We start from the raw sequence: 15760 nt of genomic DNA, 5'->3' as shown, positions 1-15760 counted from the left end.
GTGACCTCCCGGCACGGCTCCGGTGCGCGCTCCCCCCGCTCGCGGCCGGCCCGCGCGGGTACGCCCGTGGAGGGGCCGATGACACGAAAGACGGCCGGGCGGGTACGTAGCTCTGCATGACACCTGAGCGAACCGACCCGGTGGTGCCCGCCGGCCCCGGGGCCTTTGCGCCGGCCGCCGCCCCCACCGCGACGTACCGGCTCCAGCTCCAGCCCGAGTTCCCCTTCGGGGCCGCGGCGGCCGCCGTGCCGTACCTGGCCTCGCTCGGCGTCTCGCACCTGCACCTGTCCCCCGTACTGGAGGCCGTGCCCGGTTCGCCGCACGGGTACGACGTCGTGGACCACGCGCGCGTACGGGAGGAGCTGGGCGGCGAGGAGGGGCTGCGCGCGCTGGCGCGCACCGCGCGGGAGCACGGGCTCGGCCTGGTGGCGGACATCGTCCCCAACCACATGGCGATGTCCCCGCGCCACAACCGCGCCCTGTGGGAGGTGCTGCGCGACGGGCCCGCGTCGCCGTACGCGCGGTGGTTCGACATCGACTGGGAGGCGCAGGGCGGACAGGTGCTGGTGCCGGTGCTCGGCGGGCCGCTGGGCGAGGTGGTCGGCGACCTGCGGGTGGACGGCGACGTGCTGCGCTACCACGAGCACGCCTTCCCGCTGCGGGAGGGCACCGGGGACCTGCCGCTGCCGCAGCTGCTGGACGCGCAGTGGTACCGGCCGGTGTGGTGGCGGCTGGCCCGCACGGAGCTGAACTACCGGCGGTTCTTCAGCATCTCGGAGCTGATCGGGGTGCGGGTGGAGGACCCGGAGGTGTTCGAGGCGACGCACGCCACGATCCTGCGGCTGCTGCGCGAGGGCGTGATCGACGGGCTGCGCGTGGACCACCCCGACGGGCTCGCCGACCCCGACGCCTACCTGCGACGGCTGCACGAGGCGAGCGGCGGCCGGTGGACGGTCGTGGAGAAGATCCTCGCGGACGGGGAGCGCCTGCCCGCGTCGTGGCCGGTGGCGGGCACCACCGGCTACGACGCCCTGCGGCACGTCGACGGGCTCTTCACCGACCCGTCGGGGCACGGGGAGCTCCTCGGCCGGTACCGGCGCTTCGCGGCGCCGCAGGCGGACCGGGGCGGCGACTGGGCGGCGACGGCGCGGCGGGCGGCGTACGAGGTGCTCACGCACGAGCTGGCCACCGAGTGCGACCGGCTGACCCGGGTGGCGCACCGCCTGTGCGCCGCCTCGCCGGATCCCGCGCTGCGCGACCGCGCGCCGTGGGCGCTGCGCACCGCCCTGCGGGAGCTGCTGGTCCGCATGGAGGTCTACCGGCCGTACGCCTCGGTCGACGCGGCGTCGGTCGTCACCGAGGAGGCGGCGCGTCAGGCGCGGGAGGCGTTCGCGGTGCCGGAGGAGGCCGGCGCGGTCGACGTCGTCCGGGACCTGGTGCTGGGGCGGGCCGGGGACGGGCCGGACCACGTGGAGTTCCGGACCCGGTTCGCGCAGACCGCCTCCGCGCTGCGCGCCAAGTCCGTCGAGGACACCGCGTTCTACCGCTACGTGCCGCTGCTGTCGGCGAACGAGGTGGGCGGCGACCCGGGCACGACGGCGGTCTCACCCGAGCGGTTCCACGCCTACTGCGCGCGCGTGCAGCGCGACTGGCCGCTGACCGGCACGGTCGTCTCCACGCACGACACCAAGCGCAGCGCCGACGTGCGGGCGGCCCTGGCCGTGCTCACCGAGGCGCCGCGGCGCTGGGCGGACGTCCTGACGGAGGTCGCCCGCGCCGGTGACGGCGTGCCCGACGCGCAGCTGGCGTGGGCGGCCTGGCAGACGGTGTTCGGACTGGGGCCCGCGGACGCGGAGCGCGTGCGGCAGGCGCTGCTGAAGCACGTGCGCGAGGCGGGGACGCACACCAGCTGGACGGAGCGGGAGCCGTCGTACGAGGAGGCCGTGGAGCGGTTCGTGGCGGCGGGGCCGTGCGGGGCGCCGGGCGAGCGGGTGGCCGCCTTCCGCAAGAGCCTGGAGCCGCACATCCGGGCCAACGTGCTCGGCACGGCCCTGGTCCACCTCACGATGCCGGGCGTGCCGGACCTCTACCAGGGCACCGAGGCCGAGTACCGGGCGCTGGTGGACCCCGACAACCGGCGCCCCGTGGCGTATCCGCCCGCCGACCCCGGTGAGAAGGCGGCGGTGACGCGGGCGGCGCTGCGGCTGCGCGCGCGGCGGCCGGGCGCCTTCGGCGGCACCGCGACGTACGAGCCGCTGGCCGCCGAGGGCCCCGCGGCCGGCCACTGCGTGGCGTTCGCGCGCTCCGGCGAGGTGCTCACGGCCGTGACCCGGCTGTCGCTGCGGCTGGCCCAGGAGGGCGGCTGGCGGGAGACGGTGCTGCCGCTGCCGCCGGGGCGGTGGGCCGACGTGCTCGCCCCGGAGCGCGTGTTCTCGGGGCACGCGCGCGTGGAGGAGCTGTTCGCGCCGCTGCCGGTGGCGCTGCTGGAGCGGGTGGAGGCGGGCGGGGAGCCCGGCTGACCCGGCCCGGGGCCGTCAGCCGGCCGCTGCCCGGAGCCCGTCGCGGACGCCGCTGGGCGGCCGGGGCGGGGCGGCGGCCGGCTGCCCGGGCCAGGTGGCGCGCAGGAGGTCGACGAAGGCCTCGGCGGCGCCGGTGGGCGGGACGCGGGAGAAGACCGCCAGCATCCGCTTCCAGGGCGGGTCGGGCGTCAGGACCACGCAGTCCTCGCCGACCGCGCCGCGCACGACGTACGAGGGCGCGGTGCAGACGCCGACCCCGGCGGCGGCCATCCGCACGGCCGTCGAGGTGTGCTCGGTGTACACGGCGGTGCGGGGGCTGAATCCGGCGCGTTCGCATGCCCAGTCGAGGAAGCGCCGCCCCTCGACGACCGCCTCCATGGCGCAGCGGATCCAGCTGCGGTCGGCGAGTTCGGGCAGCGTCACCGTCGTACGGTTGGCGAACCGGTCGTCGAAGGGGACGACGAGGACGATCTCCTCCTGGCCGAGGGGGACGACGGTGCCGGCCCACTGGGCGGGCGCCGGGCCGACGGCGAGGTCGGCGGTGCCGCGCTCGACCGCCTCCTCCAGGGCCTCGGTCGTCGCGTACTCGTGCAGGTGCAGCAGGACGCCGGGGTGCGCGGCACGCCAGCGGGCGAAGGCGTCGGGGAGGATGCCGACCGCCACCGCGTGGACGGCCGCGACGTGCAGTTCGCCGCCCTCGGCTCCGGCGGCGGCGCGGGCCGCGCGGCGGGCCTGGGCGGCGCTGCGGACGGCGAGTTCGGCGTGCGGCCGGAAGGCGCGGCCCATCGGGGTCAGGCGCACGCCGCGCGGCATGCGTTCCAGCAGCGCACCGCCGACCGACCGCTCCAGGGCCTTGATCTGGTGGGAGAGCGCGGGCTGGGTGACGTGCAGCAGCTCGGCCGCGCGGGTGAAGGACGCCTCCTCGACGACGGTCAGGAAGTACTCCATCTGCCGCAGACTCATCCCCGCCCCCGCGCCGGTGCGCCACTGCCCCTCCCATAGAGGCTCTGCATCGGACCCACAACAACATTGCCTTGGACGCATGGCAAGGGGCGGGCGGAGGCTGATGACCATGAACACACCGGACGTCATCGTCATCGGCGGCGGCACCGGCGGTTACAGCACCGCCCTGCGCGCCGCCGCCCTGGGCCTCGACGTCGTGCTCGTCGAGCGCGACAAGGTCGGCGGGACCTGTCTGCACCGCGGCTGCGTCCCGAGCAAGGCGATGCTGCACGCCGCCGAACTCGTCGACGGCATCGCCGAGGCGCGCGAGCGCTGGGGCGTGAGGGCGACGCTGGACTCCGTCGACTGGGCGGCGCTGGTCGCCACCCGCGACGACATCGTGGGGCGCAACCACAAGGGCGTGGAGGCCCATCTCTCGCACGCGGGCGTGCGGGTGGTGCGGGGCAGCGCCCGGCTGACGGGACCGCGCTCGGTGCGGGTGGACGCAGGGGACGGCGGGAACGGCGGCGGGGACGACTTCACCGCGCGCCGGGGGATCGTGCTGGCCACCGGTTCGCGCCCACGCGCGCTCCCCGGGCTCGCCCCGGACGGGCGCCGCGTGGTGACGAGCGACGACGCGCTCTTCGCGCCGGGGCTGCCGGCGTCCGTCCTGGTGCTGGGCGGCGGCGCGATCGGCGTGGAGTACGCCTCCTTCCACCGCTCGATGGGCGCGGAGGTCACCCTCGTGGAGGCCGCCGACCGGATCGTGCCGCTGGAGGACGCGGACGTGGCCCGTCACCTGACGCGCGGTCTGGGGAAGCGCGGTGTCGACGTGCAGGCGGGCGCCCGGCTCCTGGACGCGGAGGTGCTCGACGACGGGATACGCGCACGCGTGCGCACGGCGCGGGGCGAGACCCGCGCCGTGGAGGCCGAGCGGCTGCTGGTCGCGGTGGGCCGCGCCCCGGTCACCGACGGCCTGGACCTGGCCGCCGCGGGCCTGGCGACGGACGCGTGCGGGTTCGTCGTACCGGCCGACTGGAACCGGCTGGAGACGGCGGTGCCCGGCATCCACGTGGTCGGCGACCTGCTGCCGCCGCCGTCGCTCGGACTGGCCCACGCGTCCTTCGCGGAGGGCCTGCTGGCGGCCGAGACGCTGGCGGGTGTGGCGTCCGTTCCCGTCGACTACGCGGCCGTGCCCCGGGTGACGTACTCGTCGCCGCAGACGGCCTCCGTGGGCCTGAGCGAGGCGGAGGCACGCGCGCGCGGGCACGAGGTGGACGTCAACACGATGCCGCTGACCGCGGTCGCCAAGGGCATGGTGCACGGGCGGGGCGGGATGGTGAAGGTCGTCGCCGAGGCGGACGGCGGGCGGGTGCTGGGCGTGCACCTGGTGGGCCCGCACGTGTCGGAGATGATCGCCGAGAGCCAGCTGATCGTCGGCTGGGACGCCGAGCCCTTCGACGTGGCGCGGCACGTCCACGCGCATCCGACGCTGTCGGAGGCGGTCGGCGAGGCGTTCCTGACGCTGGCGGGGCGCGGGCTGCACCAGCAGTGAACGCCGCAGCCCGCGTCCCGTGGTCCCGCACGGCCGGGCCGCGGGGCGCGGGCCCGGCAGGTCAGTCCCGACGCAGTGGCACGGCGGCCCGCGGGCTCCGCTCCGGATGGTCCGGATGCCCTGGGCGGTCCGGATGCCCCAGGTGGTCCGGGTGGTCCGGGCTGTCCGGGCGGGAGCGGCCGGGCGCGTGCCGCCCGGCGAGGTCGAACAGGGCGAGCACCATCCGGGCCTGGTACTCGGCCTGGCGCGCGACCGGGACCCAGCGCGCCCCGCAGCCGTCGCGGTAGTCGGCGCACCACGCGTCGAGGAGCCGGTCCAGCTCCGGCAGCGCGCCGGCCGGATCGCGCCCGGCGCCCCGCACCAGCTGGTGCAGCAGTCCCGCCGTCCGCAGGACCAGCCGGCGGGCCGCGATGCGCAAGGCGGTCAGGTGGGCGGTGGTCAGCGGTGGGAGGGGGCGCCCCGTGCCGTCGTCGGTGTCGGGGTCCCAGGTGTCGGCGAGCCGGGGGCAGACCAGGAGGTAGTCGTCGACGGGCGCGAGCAGGCGGGCCGTGTCGGGACCGGGGGCGAGGTGGGGCCGGACGCGGGCGAGGAGGGCGCGCAGGATCCGGGTGTCGCGGCGCAGGGCGCGGCTGGCGGCGCGCAGGAGCGTGTCGGGGTCGGCGGGCGGCGAGCCGTCCGCCACGGCGGCCACGCCCCACATCGGCGCCTCGACGACCGCGGTGACGGTGCCGTACCGGTTCGGGTGGCACCACGTCGACTCCACGGCGGCCTCGGTGATGGCCTCGGTCGGGTCGCCCCGGCGCGGCGGGGGTATGCGGTAGACGGCGGGGCCCAGCTTCGGCCAGTACAGGGCGTCGTAGGGGCCCAGCTCCCGGGGGATGCCGAGGCGGGCCGCGGTGTGGGCGAGGCGCTGCGGCAGGCCCGGCAGGCGGTGGGTCACCTCGACGAAGCCGCCGCCGACGTCGACGCCGTGCAGGGAGCACTGGAGGAAGGGCCGCAGTTCGTCCTGGAGGGCGAGCAGGGCACGGGTCTCCGGCAGGGCGGCGCGGGCCGCGCCGTCGGGCAGCCATTCGGGTTGTTCGAGGAAGCCGGGGCGGAAGAAGTGACGCGCGTAGCGGCCGAGGGTGTAGGGGCCGGTCAGCCAGCCCTCGTTGCGGCGCAGGCCGTCGGGGTCGAGGCACAGCAGCAGGTTCCAGGTGGCGTCTGCGTCCTCGGTGAGCCGGGGGTCGGCCAGGGCGCGTTCGGCCAGCCGCAGTACGGTGGCGCCGCCGACGGGTTCGTTGGCGTGGGGTCCGGCCACCACCAGGGCCTGGCGGCTGCCGCGGCCGACGGACAGCAGCCACAGGGGGGTGCCCGCGCGGGAGGCGCCGACGCGGCGCAGGCGCGCGGTGCCGGGGTGGCGGTCGGCGAGCACGGCGGCCCGGGCGCCGAGTTCGTCGGCGGTCGGATAGCGACGGAGGGGCGTCAAGGCACACCTCCACGATGGGGCGCCGGCGGTTCACCCGCGGTGCGCGGTGTACGCACAGTCAGACACGACTTGTCGGGCACGTCAACACCGCTGCGGGGAGCGGAAGGTACGCGGTCCCGACGCGGCCGGCCGGGGCCGGGGCGGGGCGCGCTTCCCTCTGACGCCCGCTCAGTCGGCCGACAGCCGGAACACCATCTGCCCGAAGCCGACCTGGTCGCCCTGGCGGACGACGGCGGCGCCGACGACCCGGCGCCCGTTGACGGTCGTCCCGTTGGTCGATCCGAGGTCGCGCAGGACCCACATGCCGCCCTGGAAGCCGAGTTCGGCGTGCACGCGGGAGACCGTCTCGTGGCTCAGCCGCAGCCCGTTGGCGGGATCCCGGCCGATGCGCAGTGGCCGGCCGGCGCCGGGGTGGGGCAGCAGCAGCTTGGGGAGCCGCTCGGCCTGCCAGGCCCGGCGCAGCCGTACGGTGAAGCCGGACACCGCCTCGACCGCTCCGAACACCAGCCGCGACACCCGGTTCTCGGTGGGCAGGTCGGCGGTGAGCGCGACGAGCTCCTCCGAGTGGCGGGCGGCCAGCGCCAGCTCCATCCGGCGGATGAACGTGTCGTGCGACAGACGGCCCAGGGCGACGCCGTCCCGGAGCGCCTTCAGTGCCTTGTCCCGCTCCGCGTCGGAGAGCCGCGCGGGGCAGGCGGGAAATTCGAAAGACGACGTCACGCGTGTGATTGTCGGACAGCGCGGCCTGGGTGTCCAGAAAACGGCCGGACGGCCGCCCCGCGCGCGTCCCCGGCGACACCCGGCGCGAAAGACGCCATTCACCAGCGGATCGACCGTGTGTGCAGCACGATGGACGGGCTACGTCACCGTGAGCAGACGAAGGGGAACCGTCCGTGCAGTTCGAGGTGTGGGCACCGCAGGCCGGCCGTGTGACGCTCCAGTGCGACGGCGTCACGCGCGCGTTGGAGCGCGATCCGGAGCGGCCGGGGTGGTGGCGGGGGGAGGCTCAGGCGCGGGACGGCTCCCGGTACGGTTTCGCGCTGGACGACGGGCCGGTGCTGCCCGATCCGCGGTCGCGGCGGCAGCCGGACGGCCCGGACGGGCTGAGCGCGGTCGTCGACCACGAGCGGTACGCCTGGCGCGCCGAGTGGCCCGGGCGCCCGCTGCCGGGGGCGGTCCTGTACGAGCTGCACGTGGGCACGTATACGCGTGAGGGCACGCTGGACGCCGCCGCCGAGCGGCTGGACCACCTGGCCGAACTGGGTGTCACGCACGTGGAGTTGATGCCGCTGTGCCCCTTCCCCGGCCGGCACGGCTGGGGGTACGAGGGCGTCTCGCTGTGGGCGGTGCACGAACCGTACGGCGGCCCCGACGCGCTGAAACGCTTCGTCGACCGGGCCCACTCCCTGGGCCTGGGCGTGGTCCTGGACGTGGTGCACAACCACCTCGGCCCGTCCGGCAACTACCTGCCCGCCTTCGGCCCGTACTTCACCGACCTCCACCACACCCCGTGGGGCGACGCCGTGAACCTGGACGCGCCCGGCTCCGACGAGGTGCGCGCGTATCTCGTCCAGAGCGCGCTGGCGTGGCTGCGCGACTACCGGATCGACGGGCTGCGGCTGGACGCGGTGCACGCGCTGGTGGACACGCGCGCGTGCCACTTCCTGGAGGAACTGTCCGCGGCGGTGGACGCCTTGGCCGCCGAGACGGGCCGCCCGCTGTTCCTGATCGCCGAGTCCGACCGGAACGACCCGCGCGTCATCACCCCGCGCGCGGAAGGCGGCCTCGGCGTGCACGCGCAGTGGAACGACGACTTCCACCACGCCCTGCACACCGCGCTGACCGGGGAGTCACAGGGCTACTACGCCGACTTCGCCCGCGACCCCTTCGCCGCCCTCGCCAAGACGCTCACCGGCGGTTACTTCCACGACGGCACGTACTCCAGCTTCCGCGGCCGCGGACACGGCCGCCCCCTGGACCGCACACGCGTGGCCGCGCACCGGCTGCTCGGCTACAGCCAGACCCACGACCAGGTCGGCAACCGCGCCCGGGGCGACCGCCTGTCCGCCCTGGTCTCCCCCGGGCTGCTGGCCTGCGCGGCCACGCTGACGCTGACCGCCCCCTTCACGCCGATGCTGTTCATGGGCGAGGAGTGGGCGGCGGGCACCCCGTGGCAGTTCTTCACCGACCACACCGATCCCCAGCTCGCCGACGCGGTACGGCGCGGCAGGCGGCGGGAGTTCGCGGCGCACGGCTGGAAGGAGGAGGACGTGCCCGACCCGCAGGACCCGGCGACCCGCGACCGCTCCTGCCTCGACTGGTCCGAACCGCAGCGCGAGCCCCACGCGCGCGTACTGGCCTGGTACCGCGCGCTCATCGCCCTCCGGCACGCACAGCCCGACCTCACCGATCCCGACCTCGCCGACACCAAGGTCGCCTACGACCGCGACCGGCGCTGGCTCGCCTTCCGGCGCGGGGACATCCGGGTGGCCGTCAACCTCGGCGCGGAGCCGGCGACGATCCCCCTGGGCACCCGCCCCGCGCGCGTGCTCGCCGCGTGGGAGCCGGTCGACGCCCCGGGCGGGGACGGGATGCTGCGCGTTCCCGGGGAGTCGGGCGTGGTACTGCTGCAGGAGTGAGCGCGCGGCGGGCCGCGGGGCGCGGGCCGGCCGGCAGGCCGGTCACGGGACGCCGGGCCCGTCCTGCCCGTGGCCGGCCGCGTCGTCCCCGTGGCGGGCCGCGTCCTCCGCGCCGTCGTCGCGCGGTTCCGTCACCCGCTCCAGCAGGATCGCCTCCCAGGCGCGCCGCAGCTGGGACCGCAGCGGGGCCGGCGGGGCAGGGGCGCGGCCCGTGAGGGCGGCGGCGAGGCGGACGACCGTGTCGCAGCGGGCGAGCCACAGGCCGCGCAGGCAGGGGCGGGCGCCGTATCCGGCGAGGGTCGCGGCGCGCACGGCGGCCGGGGCACCGACGGCGCGCGCGAGCCCGGCGATGTCCTCGGCGGGGTCGCCGACGACGGCGTCGCCCCAGCCGAGGACGGCGCGCACCCGGCCGTCGGCGCCGACGGCGAGGTGCTCGCCGGTCAGGGCGTGGTGGACGAGGACCGGGCCGCCCTGCTGGGCGGCGAGCTGTGCCGTGGCCGACGGGGTGAGCCGGGTGAGCGGGGCCGGGTCGAACTCGTCGGCCTCGGCCAGGCGCCGGGCGGCGCGTTCGGCGGCCCGGCGCAGCGCCCGCAGGTCGCGCGGGGCGGTCCGCGGCACGCCGAGCGTCTCCGCCTGCCGCACCGGCACCTCCCGCAGCCCCGTGAGCAGTCCGGCGAGATCGGCCTCGCCGAGGGCGGACACGTCGTGCTCCTCGCCCGAGCCGCCGGGCACCCTGGTGTCCAGCGTGCAGGGCAGGCCCGGCGCCCACTCGCCGCGGGCCACGCTCACCGGCACCCCGACCGGGACGTGCGGGCGGACCAGGTCGCGCAGGCGCAGTTCCCGGCGCTGCCGCACGCCGGCCTCGCGGTCGGCGGCCAGGCGCAGCACGTGACGGGTGCCGACCCACCAGGCGGTGGGGGCCGTGCCCGCCGCGACGGGCCGGACGTCGGGCCCGCCGGCGGCGTCCGGGCGTCCCGTGCCGCCCGTACCGTCCTCGAGCAGGGATCGGACCAGTCGGCGGATGGTGTCCGCGGTGGGGGTCGGTGCCTGGGTCATGGTCACGCCGTGTCGTTGGGGGGCCGTGGGTGTGCGCGGGCGCGCCCGGGGCGGTCGGGGCGCGGTCCGTCACTCCACCAGGACCATCTCCCGGGTCGTGTCGTTCAGGCGCCGGCCGCCGGTTTCGGTGACCGTCACGATGTCCTCGATGCGGACCCCGAAACGGCCCGGCAGGTAGATGCCGGGTTCGACGGAGAAGCACATGCCGGGCACGAGGGGCCGCCGCTCGCCCTCGATCATGTACGGCGGCTCGTGCGTGGTGACGCCGATGCCGTGTCCGGTGCGGTGGATGAAGTACTCGCCGTACCCGGCGTCGGTGATCACCGCGCGGGCGGCCCGGTCGACCTCCTGGCACGCCACGCCGGGGCGCACCGCGCGGAAACCCGCCTCCTGGGCCTCGCGCACGATGTCGTGCACCCGGCGCTCCTCGTCGGTCGGCTCGCCGACGTGGACGGTGCGGGAGGTGTCGGAACCGTAGCCGTCCCTCAGGCCGCCGAAGTCGAGGACGACCATGTCCCCGTCCCGGATGACGCGGTCGCCCGCCTCGTGGTGCGGGTTGGCGCCGTTCGGGCCGGAGGCGACGATGGTGAAGTCGACCTGCGCGTGCCCGTAGCGCCGCAGCAGGTCGGCGAGGTCGGCGGCGACGGCGGACTCCCGGCGGCCGGCGAAGCGGACCTTCCGGATCTCCTCGAACGCCGCGTCCGCCGCCGCGCCCGCGGCGGCCAGCAGTTCCACCTCCGCCGTGTCCTTCACGGCCCGCAGCATCGGCAGGGCCTCGGTGAGGGAGGCGTAGGAGGTGCCGGGCAGGGCCCTCTGCAGGCCCAGCAGGTGCAGTGCCCAGGCGTTGTCGCTGATGCCGAAGCGTCCCGACCCGTCCAGGAGCGCGGCGGTGGCGGCGTAGGGGTCCGTGCCGTCGGTCCAGTCGCGCAGGGTCAGGGCGGGGGCCCCGGCCGCCTTCTCGGCGTCCGGGGCCTCCAGTGTGGGGACGACGAGGACGGGTTCCCGGCCGGGGGCGATGACGAGGAGGGTGAGCCGTTCGGTCTCCGCGGTGGGCGCGTACCCGGTGAGCCACACCAGGTCGGGTCCCGGGGCCACCAGCAGCCCGGCCAGCCCGGCGCCGGCGGCCTCCCGCGCGGCGCGCTCCATGCGGGCCCGGTAGTCGTCTGCGGTGAAGGGCGCGGGCATGGTGCCGGTCATCGGGGCCTCCCTGGAAGTGACGTGACCACGGGCAGCATCCTGCCCGGAGCGAGGGGGCGGCGCGAGCCGGTTCCGCGGGCCGCCGAAGGCCGCGGGGGGAGGGGACCCGGGCGGCCTCGGCCGGGGGACGGTCAGGTGACGACCCCCGGGACCGCCGTCAGCTGCTGGTACGCCCCGCTCTCGTGCCGCACCGTCAGCTTGACCGCGACACCCGGACGGGCGCGGGCGACGGCGTGGGCCAGGTCGGCGGCCGAGTCGATGCGGGTGGTGCCGAACGCGAGCAGTACGTCGCCGCGGACCAGGCCGGCCGCGTACCCGGGGCCGGGGACGTGGACCCCCACGACCATCGCCCCGGGCCTGACGGCGTCCACGGCCTCCACACCGAGGGTCGCGCGGGCGCGCGCCGGGGAGGGCGCGGCGGCCGGCGAGGGCGGGGCCGGGGTCGCGGACGCGCCGCCCGGCACCGTCCCGGTTCCGTTCCCGCCCGCCTGCCATCGCGCGCCGACGGGCGCGCCCCCGCCGATGACGGTGGCGCCCGCCGCCCCGAGCCCCACTCCGGCGATGACCAGGAGGGCGCCGGCCACCAGACCGGACCGCAGGGCCTCGAACCTCCGGCGGCGCAGGCCCTTGCCGGGCGGACGGCGGGCGGGGCTCCGGTCGGCACCACCGCCGCGATCCTGTCCGGGCATCGGTTTGGGACGCAACGCGGTCTGTTCCATGGACCACCTCCGGCAGGTGCTCTACCCGGCCCGCCGGCTCCCGACGAGTCACGATCGGGTGAGGAGTCACGATCGGGTGGGACCGGGGACCGGTCAGCGCCGGGAGACCACGGCCCGCCGAGGGCCGGGGCGGCTCCGTCCGCCGGCCGGAGTCCGCGCCGGCCCCGCCGCCGTACCCCGCGGGCCGCCCTGTCCGGCCGGGCGGGGGCTTCTTCCCGGTCGGCCCCCGGTCAGGAAGGTGACGGGTGATGGGCCCAGGTGGGCCTCGGCGTGCCGCCGAGGACGCCCGCGGACTCGGACGGCGCGACGAGCGCCGGCGTCCGGGAAGCCGCGCCCGCTCCGGCTCGGTCCGGCGCGGGGGCGAACGCGCGTGGGAGGACCGGCGCGGCGGGGGGCCGGTCGGGCAGGAAGCCGTGCGTACGGCGGCCCAGGTATTCGGCGCCGTAGCGCGGACGGCACTCCAGATGCCAGTGCAGGACGCCCGCCACCCAGTTCCGCAGATCCGCCACATGCCGCTCCACGGCCTGGCGCACCGTGTCCGGCAGTTCGAACTCCTCGTACAACAAGGGGAGTTCGTGGGAGCAAACATGCTCGAACTGCCGCATGCGCTGGTTCATCAGGTCGGCGACCACCCCGGCGGCGCTCGGGTAGTCGCACTGGAAGAAGTTCTGCACGACCAGGACGCCGTTGTGGAACTCGCCCTCGTATTCGATCTCCTTCTGGTAGGAGATCAGGTCGTTGGCGAGCATGAGGAAGTCCGTGGCCGAGTTCTCCAGCGAACGCATGGGCCCGCTGCGGTAGACGCCGTCCGGGATGCCGGGGCCGTGGCCCAGGCGGCTCAGACTCATGTGGAAGTCGGCGCCGAAGGTCGCCCGGCGCATCTCCAGGTAGTCGACGGGGTCCGGTACCCGGTGCTGGATGTGGTTCGACAGCTCCCACAGCCAGCTCTGGGTCATCACGTCGACGGAGTCCCGTACGCTCTGCCGCGCCTGACGGTTCATCCCGGTCGTGGTGCGGCGCCAGAGCTCGGCGAGGGAGCGCTCCAGGGCGTTGGCGGGCGGCGGCACCGGCTCGCCGTCCAGGGGCATGCACGCGGACAGCCGTTCGGTGCACAGGCGGGCGCCGGGCAGGTCGCGGCGCTGACCGAAGACGACCGGGTAGTAGTCGTCGGCGTAGGTGCCGAAGACCAGCCACTGCGTGATGAGGTCGATCTCGTCCGGTCCCGCCTCGGGGTGCATCCCGGCCGAGGCCAGCGGCAGGTCGAAGGCGACGAGCCTCTCCTCGTCCCAGACGCCCTCCGACAGCAGTCCCATGCGCCTGCACCACCCGGTGATGCGCTCCCGCGCCCCTTCCAGGTGCGGGCTCAGGCGCACCTGGAAGGGCAGGTGGAACTCGGGCACCAGGGACGGGCCGACCTTCCGGAACGGTGTGTGGGTGTAGGACCGCAGCCGTTCGGCGCCGGCCGCCGCCAGCAGGGCGCGGACGTCGGCCGCGGCGGTGCCGGTCCCGGACGGGCGCTCCCAGGGGTTCGTGGGCCGCGCCCGCTCGTTCATGTACCGGCTGGAGCGCATGTGCCATTCGTGGCCGCCGGACTGCCAGTCCTGCAGGCCCTTCGCGTAGGCCGCCACCGCCGCGGTCTCGGCCGGGGTGAGGCCCATGTCCAGGGCCAGCGCGGGCACCTCGGTGAGGGCGGTGTGCTCGAACTGGTGCAGCCGGGAGGTGAGGACGTCGTTGACCATGTCGGCGGCCCGCTGGGTGGAGCAGCCGAAGAAGGTCTCCAGCACCAGCACGCCGTTGCTGAGCTCGCCCTCGTCCTCGACTTCGCGCTGGTAGGAGAAGAGGTCGTTGCGCAGGTGCACCGCGTCGGAGAACGTCTCCGTCAGCACCCGCAGCGGCCGGGAACCGGCGACGGCCTCGGGCACCTCGGCGGTCGCGTACTCCACGAGCCCGGCCGACCAGGGCGCGCCGCCGACCTTGCGGCGCATCTCGATGTACTCGACGGGGTTGGCGATCCGCCCCTCGTTGATGTTGGACAGCTCCCACAGCGACTCGTTGAGGAGGTGTTCGGTGGCGACCGCGAAGCGGCGGCGCCAGCCGGCCGACATCGACGGCACCGTGCGGGCCCACAGGTCGGCGAGGCCGGCCTCGACCGGGTTCTTCGGCTCGGGTACGCGGGCGGCGGGGTCCGTCGGCATGAACAGCGGCAGCCGTTCCAGGTGCTCCCGGCCGCCGGCGCGGTCCTGGGTGCGCTTGAACTTCTCCAGGAAGTGGTCGTCGAAGAAGAACACCCACACGTACCAGTCGGTGATGAGGGAGAGGGCGGGGCCGTCGCAGTCGGGATGGGTGTAGGCGCACAGCAGGCCGTAGTCGTGGGCGTCGAGGTCGGCCTGCTCCCACACTCCGGAGCCCTCCAGCATGCCCATCTCGCGTGCCCATGCCGTGGAATGGGCGCGGGCCTCCTCGACGTGCGGGTTCAGCCGCGCGGGGTGCGGCAGGTAGAAGTGCGGGAGTTCGAAGGGCTGCTGCGTCATGGGCGGGCCCTACCCACGGCCCTTCGGCGGCACCCGGAGCGCGGGACATGATCACACCATCGTGTGAACACCGCGCGAACGGCCCGCGCGGCGGGCCGGGACGCGGGGTGCCGCCCGGACGCCGTCGCCGGACCGTGACGCCTTCCTCGTGCGTGAGGGGCGGCCCGGCGTCAGACGAGCCCCTTTGACCTCAGCCACTCCCTGGCCACGTCCAGCGGGTCCCGCTTGCCCGTCTGGATCCGGGCGTCCAGCTCCCGCAGCGCGGCCGTGTCCAGCCCGGCGGAGACGGCGTCGAGCGCCTCGACGCCTTCCTGCGGCAGGTCGCCCTCGCGGACCAGCGGCTGCACGTTCTGGAACCCGAAGAGGTTCTTCGGGTCCTTCAGGACGACGAACTTCTCCTCGGCGATGGCCGGGTCCGTGGTGAAGACGTCCGCGGCCTGCACGGTGTTCTTCCGCAGCGCCGCCAGGGTGAGCGGGCCGCCCGCGTCCAGCGCCTTGAACGACTCGAACTCGACGCCGTACACCGACTTCAGGCCCTCCAGGCCCTGGTGCCGGGTCTGGAACTCCGGGGAACCGCCGATGACCAGGTCCCCGGCGATGTCCTTCAGGTCGCCGATGGAGGACTCGGCGGTGAGCCCGTACTCCTCGGCGGTGGCCGCGTTGACGGTGACGGAGTCCTTGTTCTGCGCGGGCGACGGCTCCAGCAGCGCCAGCCCCGGGTCCAGCTCGTCCTCGATGGCCTTGGTGGTCTCCTCCACCGTCCCCGGCGTGGTCTTCACGCCGAGGTAGGCCAGCAGCGCCCCGTTGTACTCCGGCAGGACGGTGACGGAACCGTTCCTCATCAGTCCGTACGTCGTCTCGCGGCTGCCGATGTTGTGCTTGTACTCGACCTTGATGCCCTTGGCCTTGAGGGCCTCGCCGTAGATGTCGGCGAGCAGTGTGCTCTCGGCGAAGTTGTTCGAGCCGACGACTACGGTGCCGGCCTGCGCCTTCTCCCCCGCCAGCGGATCGTCGGAGGTGCCGCCGGACGAACAGCCCGCGAGCAGCGCCGCCGCGGCGGTGAGCGCGACGGCCGTCGCGCCGGTGTGCCTCGTCCCGGGCCTGCTGCTCTTCGCGGAAGACGTCATCCACTGA

11 protein-coding genes are annotated in these 15760 nt (G+C 75.6%); 3 read left to right on the top strand and 8 right to left on the bottom strand.

Translation table 11 applies throughout. The annotated features are described in order from the left end of the window. Nucleotides 1-116: 116 nt before the first annotated feature. Complete coding sequence (gene treY / locus ACSU6Z_RS23400; protein WP_437048433.1) at nt 117-2519, top strand: malto-oligosyltrehalose synthase; 2403 nt, start codon at nt 117-119, stop codon at nt 2517-2519. A gap of 15 nt (nt 2520-2534) precedes the next feature. On the opposite strand, the gene ACSU6Z_RS23395 is transcribed toward treY, so the two are convergent. After that, nucleotides 2535-3482 carry a LysR family transcriptional regulator gene (locus ACSU6Z_RS23395; RefSeq protein WP_437048431.1) on the bottom strand — a complete coding sequence of 316 codons (948 nt, stop codon included), beginning with the start codon at nt 3480-3482 and terminating at the stop codon, nt 2535-2537. 109 nt (nt 3483-3591) lie between these two features. Here ACSU6Z_RS23395 and lpdA point away from each other — a divergent pair, with 109 nt between their 5' ends. Then, nucleotides 3592-5016, top strand: a complete 1425-nt coding sequence (gene lpdA, locus ACSU6Z_RS23390; RefSeq protein WP_437048429.1) for a dihydrolipoyl dehydrogenase — start codon at nt 3592-3594, stop codon at nt 5014-5016. A gap of 61 nt (nt 5017-5077) precedes the next feature. On the opposite strand, the gene ACSU6Z_RS23385 is transcribed toward lpdA, so the two are convergent. Both ACSU6Z_RS23385 and ACSU6Z_RS23380 read right to left on the bottom strand, forming a co-directional pair. Further along, on the bottom strand, nt 5078-6484 hold the full coding sequence (locus ACSU6Z_RS23385; protein WP_437048428.1) for a M14 family zinc carboxypeptidase: 1407 nt from the start codon (nt 6482-6484) through the stop codon (nt 5078-5080). A 168-nt stretch (nt 6485-6652) separates the two neighbouring features. After that, nucleotides 6653-7204, bottom strand: a complete 552-nt coding sequence (locus ACSU6Z_RS23380; protein ID WP_437048426.1) for an FHA domain-containing protein — start codon at nt 7202-7204, stop codon at nt 6653-6655. A gap of 173 nt (nt 7205-7377) precedes the next feature. Here ACSU6Z_RS23380 and treZ point away from each other — a divergent pair, with 173 nt between their 5' ends. Continuing rightward, nucleotides 7378-9123: a malto-oligosyltrehalose trehalohydrolase gene (treZ, locus tag ACSU6Z_RS23375; RefSeq protein WP_437048425.1), complete on the top strand. Its 1746-nt coding sequence runs from the start codon at nt 7378-7380 to the stop codon at nt 9121-9123. Between the two features lie 42 nt (nt 9124-9165). On the opposite strand, the gene ACSU6Z_RS23370 is transcribed toward treZ, so the two are convergent. The 5 genes from ACSU6Z_RS23370 to ACSU6Z_RS23350 all read right to left on the bottom strand — a co-directional run bounded on the left by ACSU6Z_RS23370 (nt 9166) and on the right by ACSU6Z_RS23350 (nt 15753). Beyond that, nucleotides 9166-10179 carry an aminoglycoside phosphotransferase family protein gene (locus ACSU6Z_RS23370; protein ID WP_437048423.1) on the bottom strand — a complete coding sequence of 338 codons (1014 nt, stop codon included), beginning with the start codon at nt 10177-10179 and terminating at the stop codon, nt 9166-9168. Between the two features lie 69 nt (nt 10180-10248). Next, complete coding sequence (locus ACSU6Z_RS23365) at nt 10249-11376, bottom strand: aminopeptidase P family protein (protein WP_437048421.1); 1128 nt, start codon at nt 11374-11376, stop codon at nt 10249-10251. Between the two features lie 131 nt (nt 11377-11507). Further along, a complete protein-coding gene (locus ACSU6Z_RS23360) occupies nt 11508-12095 on the bottom strand; it encodes a PDZ domain-containing protein (RefSeq protein WP_437048419.1) in 588 nt (195 codons plus the stop codon). A gap of 230 nt (nt 12096-12325) precedes the next feature. Then, nucleotides 12326-14626, bottom strand: a complete 2301-nt coding sequence (gene cyc2 / locus ACSU6Z_RS23355; RefSeq protein WP_437048417.1) for a germacradienol/geosmin synthase Cyc2 — start codon at nt 14624-14626, stop codon at nt 12326-12328. 170 nt (nt 14627-14796) lie between these two features. Beyond that, the gene (locus tag ACSU6Z_RS23350; protein ID WP_437048415.1) at nt 14797-15753 is read right to left on the bottom strand and encodes an ABC transporter substrate-binding protein; all 957 of its coding nucleotides are present in this window, start codon (nt 15751-15753) and stop codon (nt 14797-14799) included. Between the last annotated feature and the right edge of the window lie 7 nt (nt 15754-15760).

The sequence above is a fragment of the Streptomyces sp. enrichment culture genome (assembly GCF_964273145.1).
Classification (GTDB): domain Bacteria; phylum Actinomycetota; class Actinomycetes; order Streptomycetales; family Streptomycetaceae; genus Streptomyces.
The sequence above is the reverse complement of the archived record's forward strand: the minus strand, read 5'-3'. Positions and strand labels throughout refer to the sequence as shown.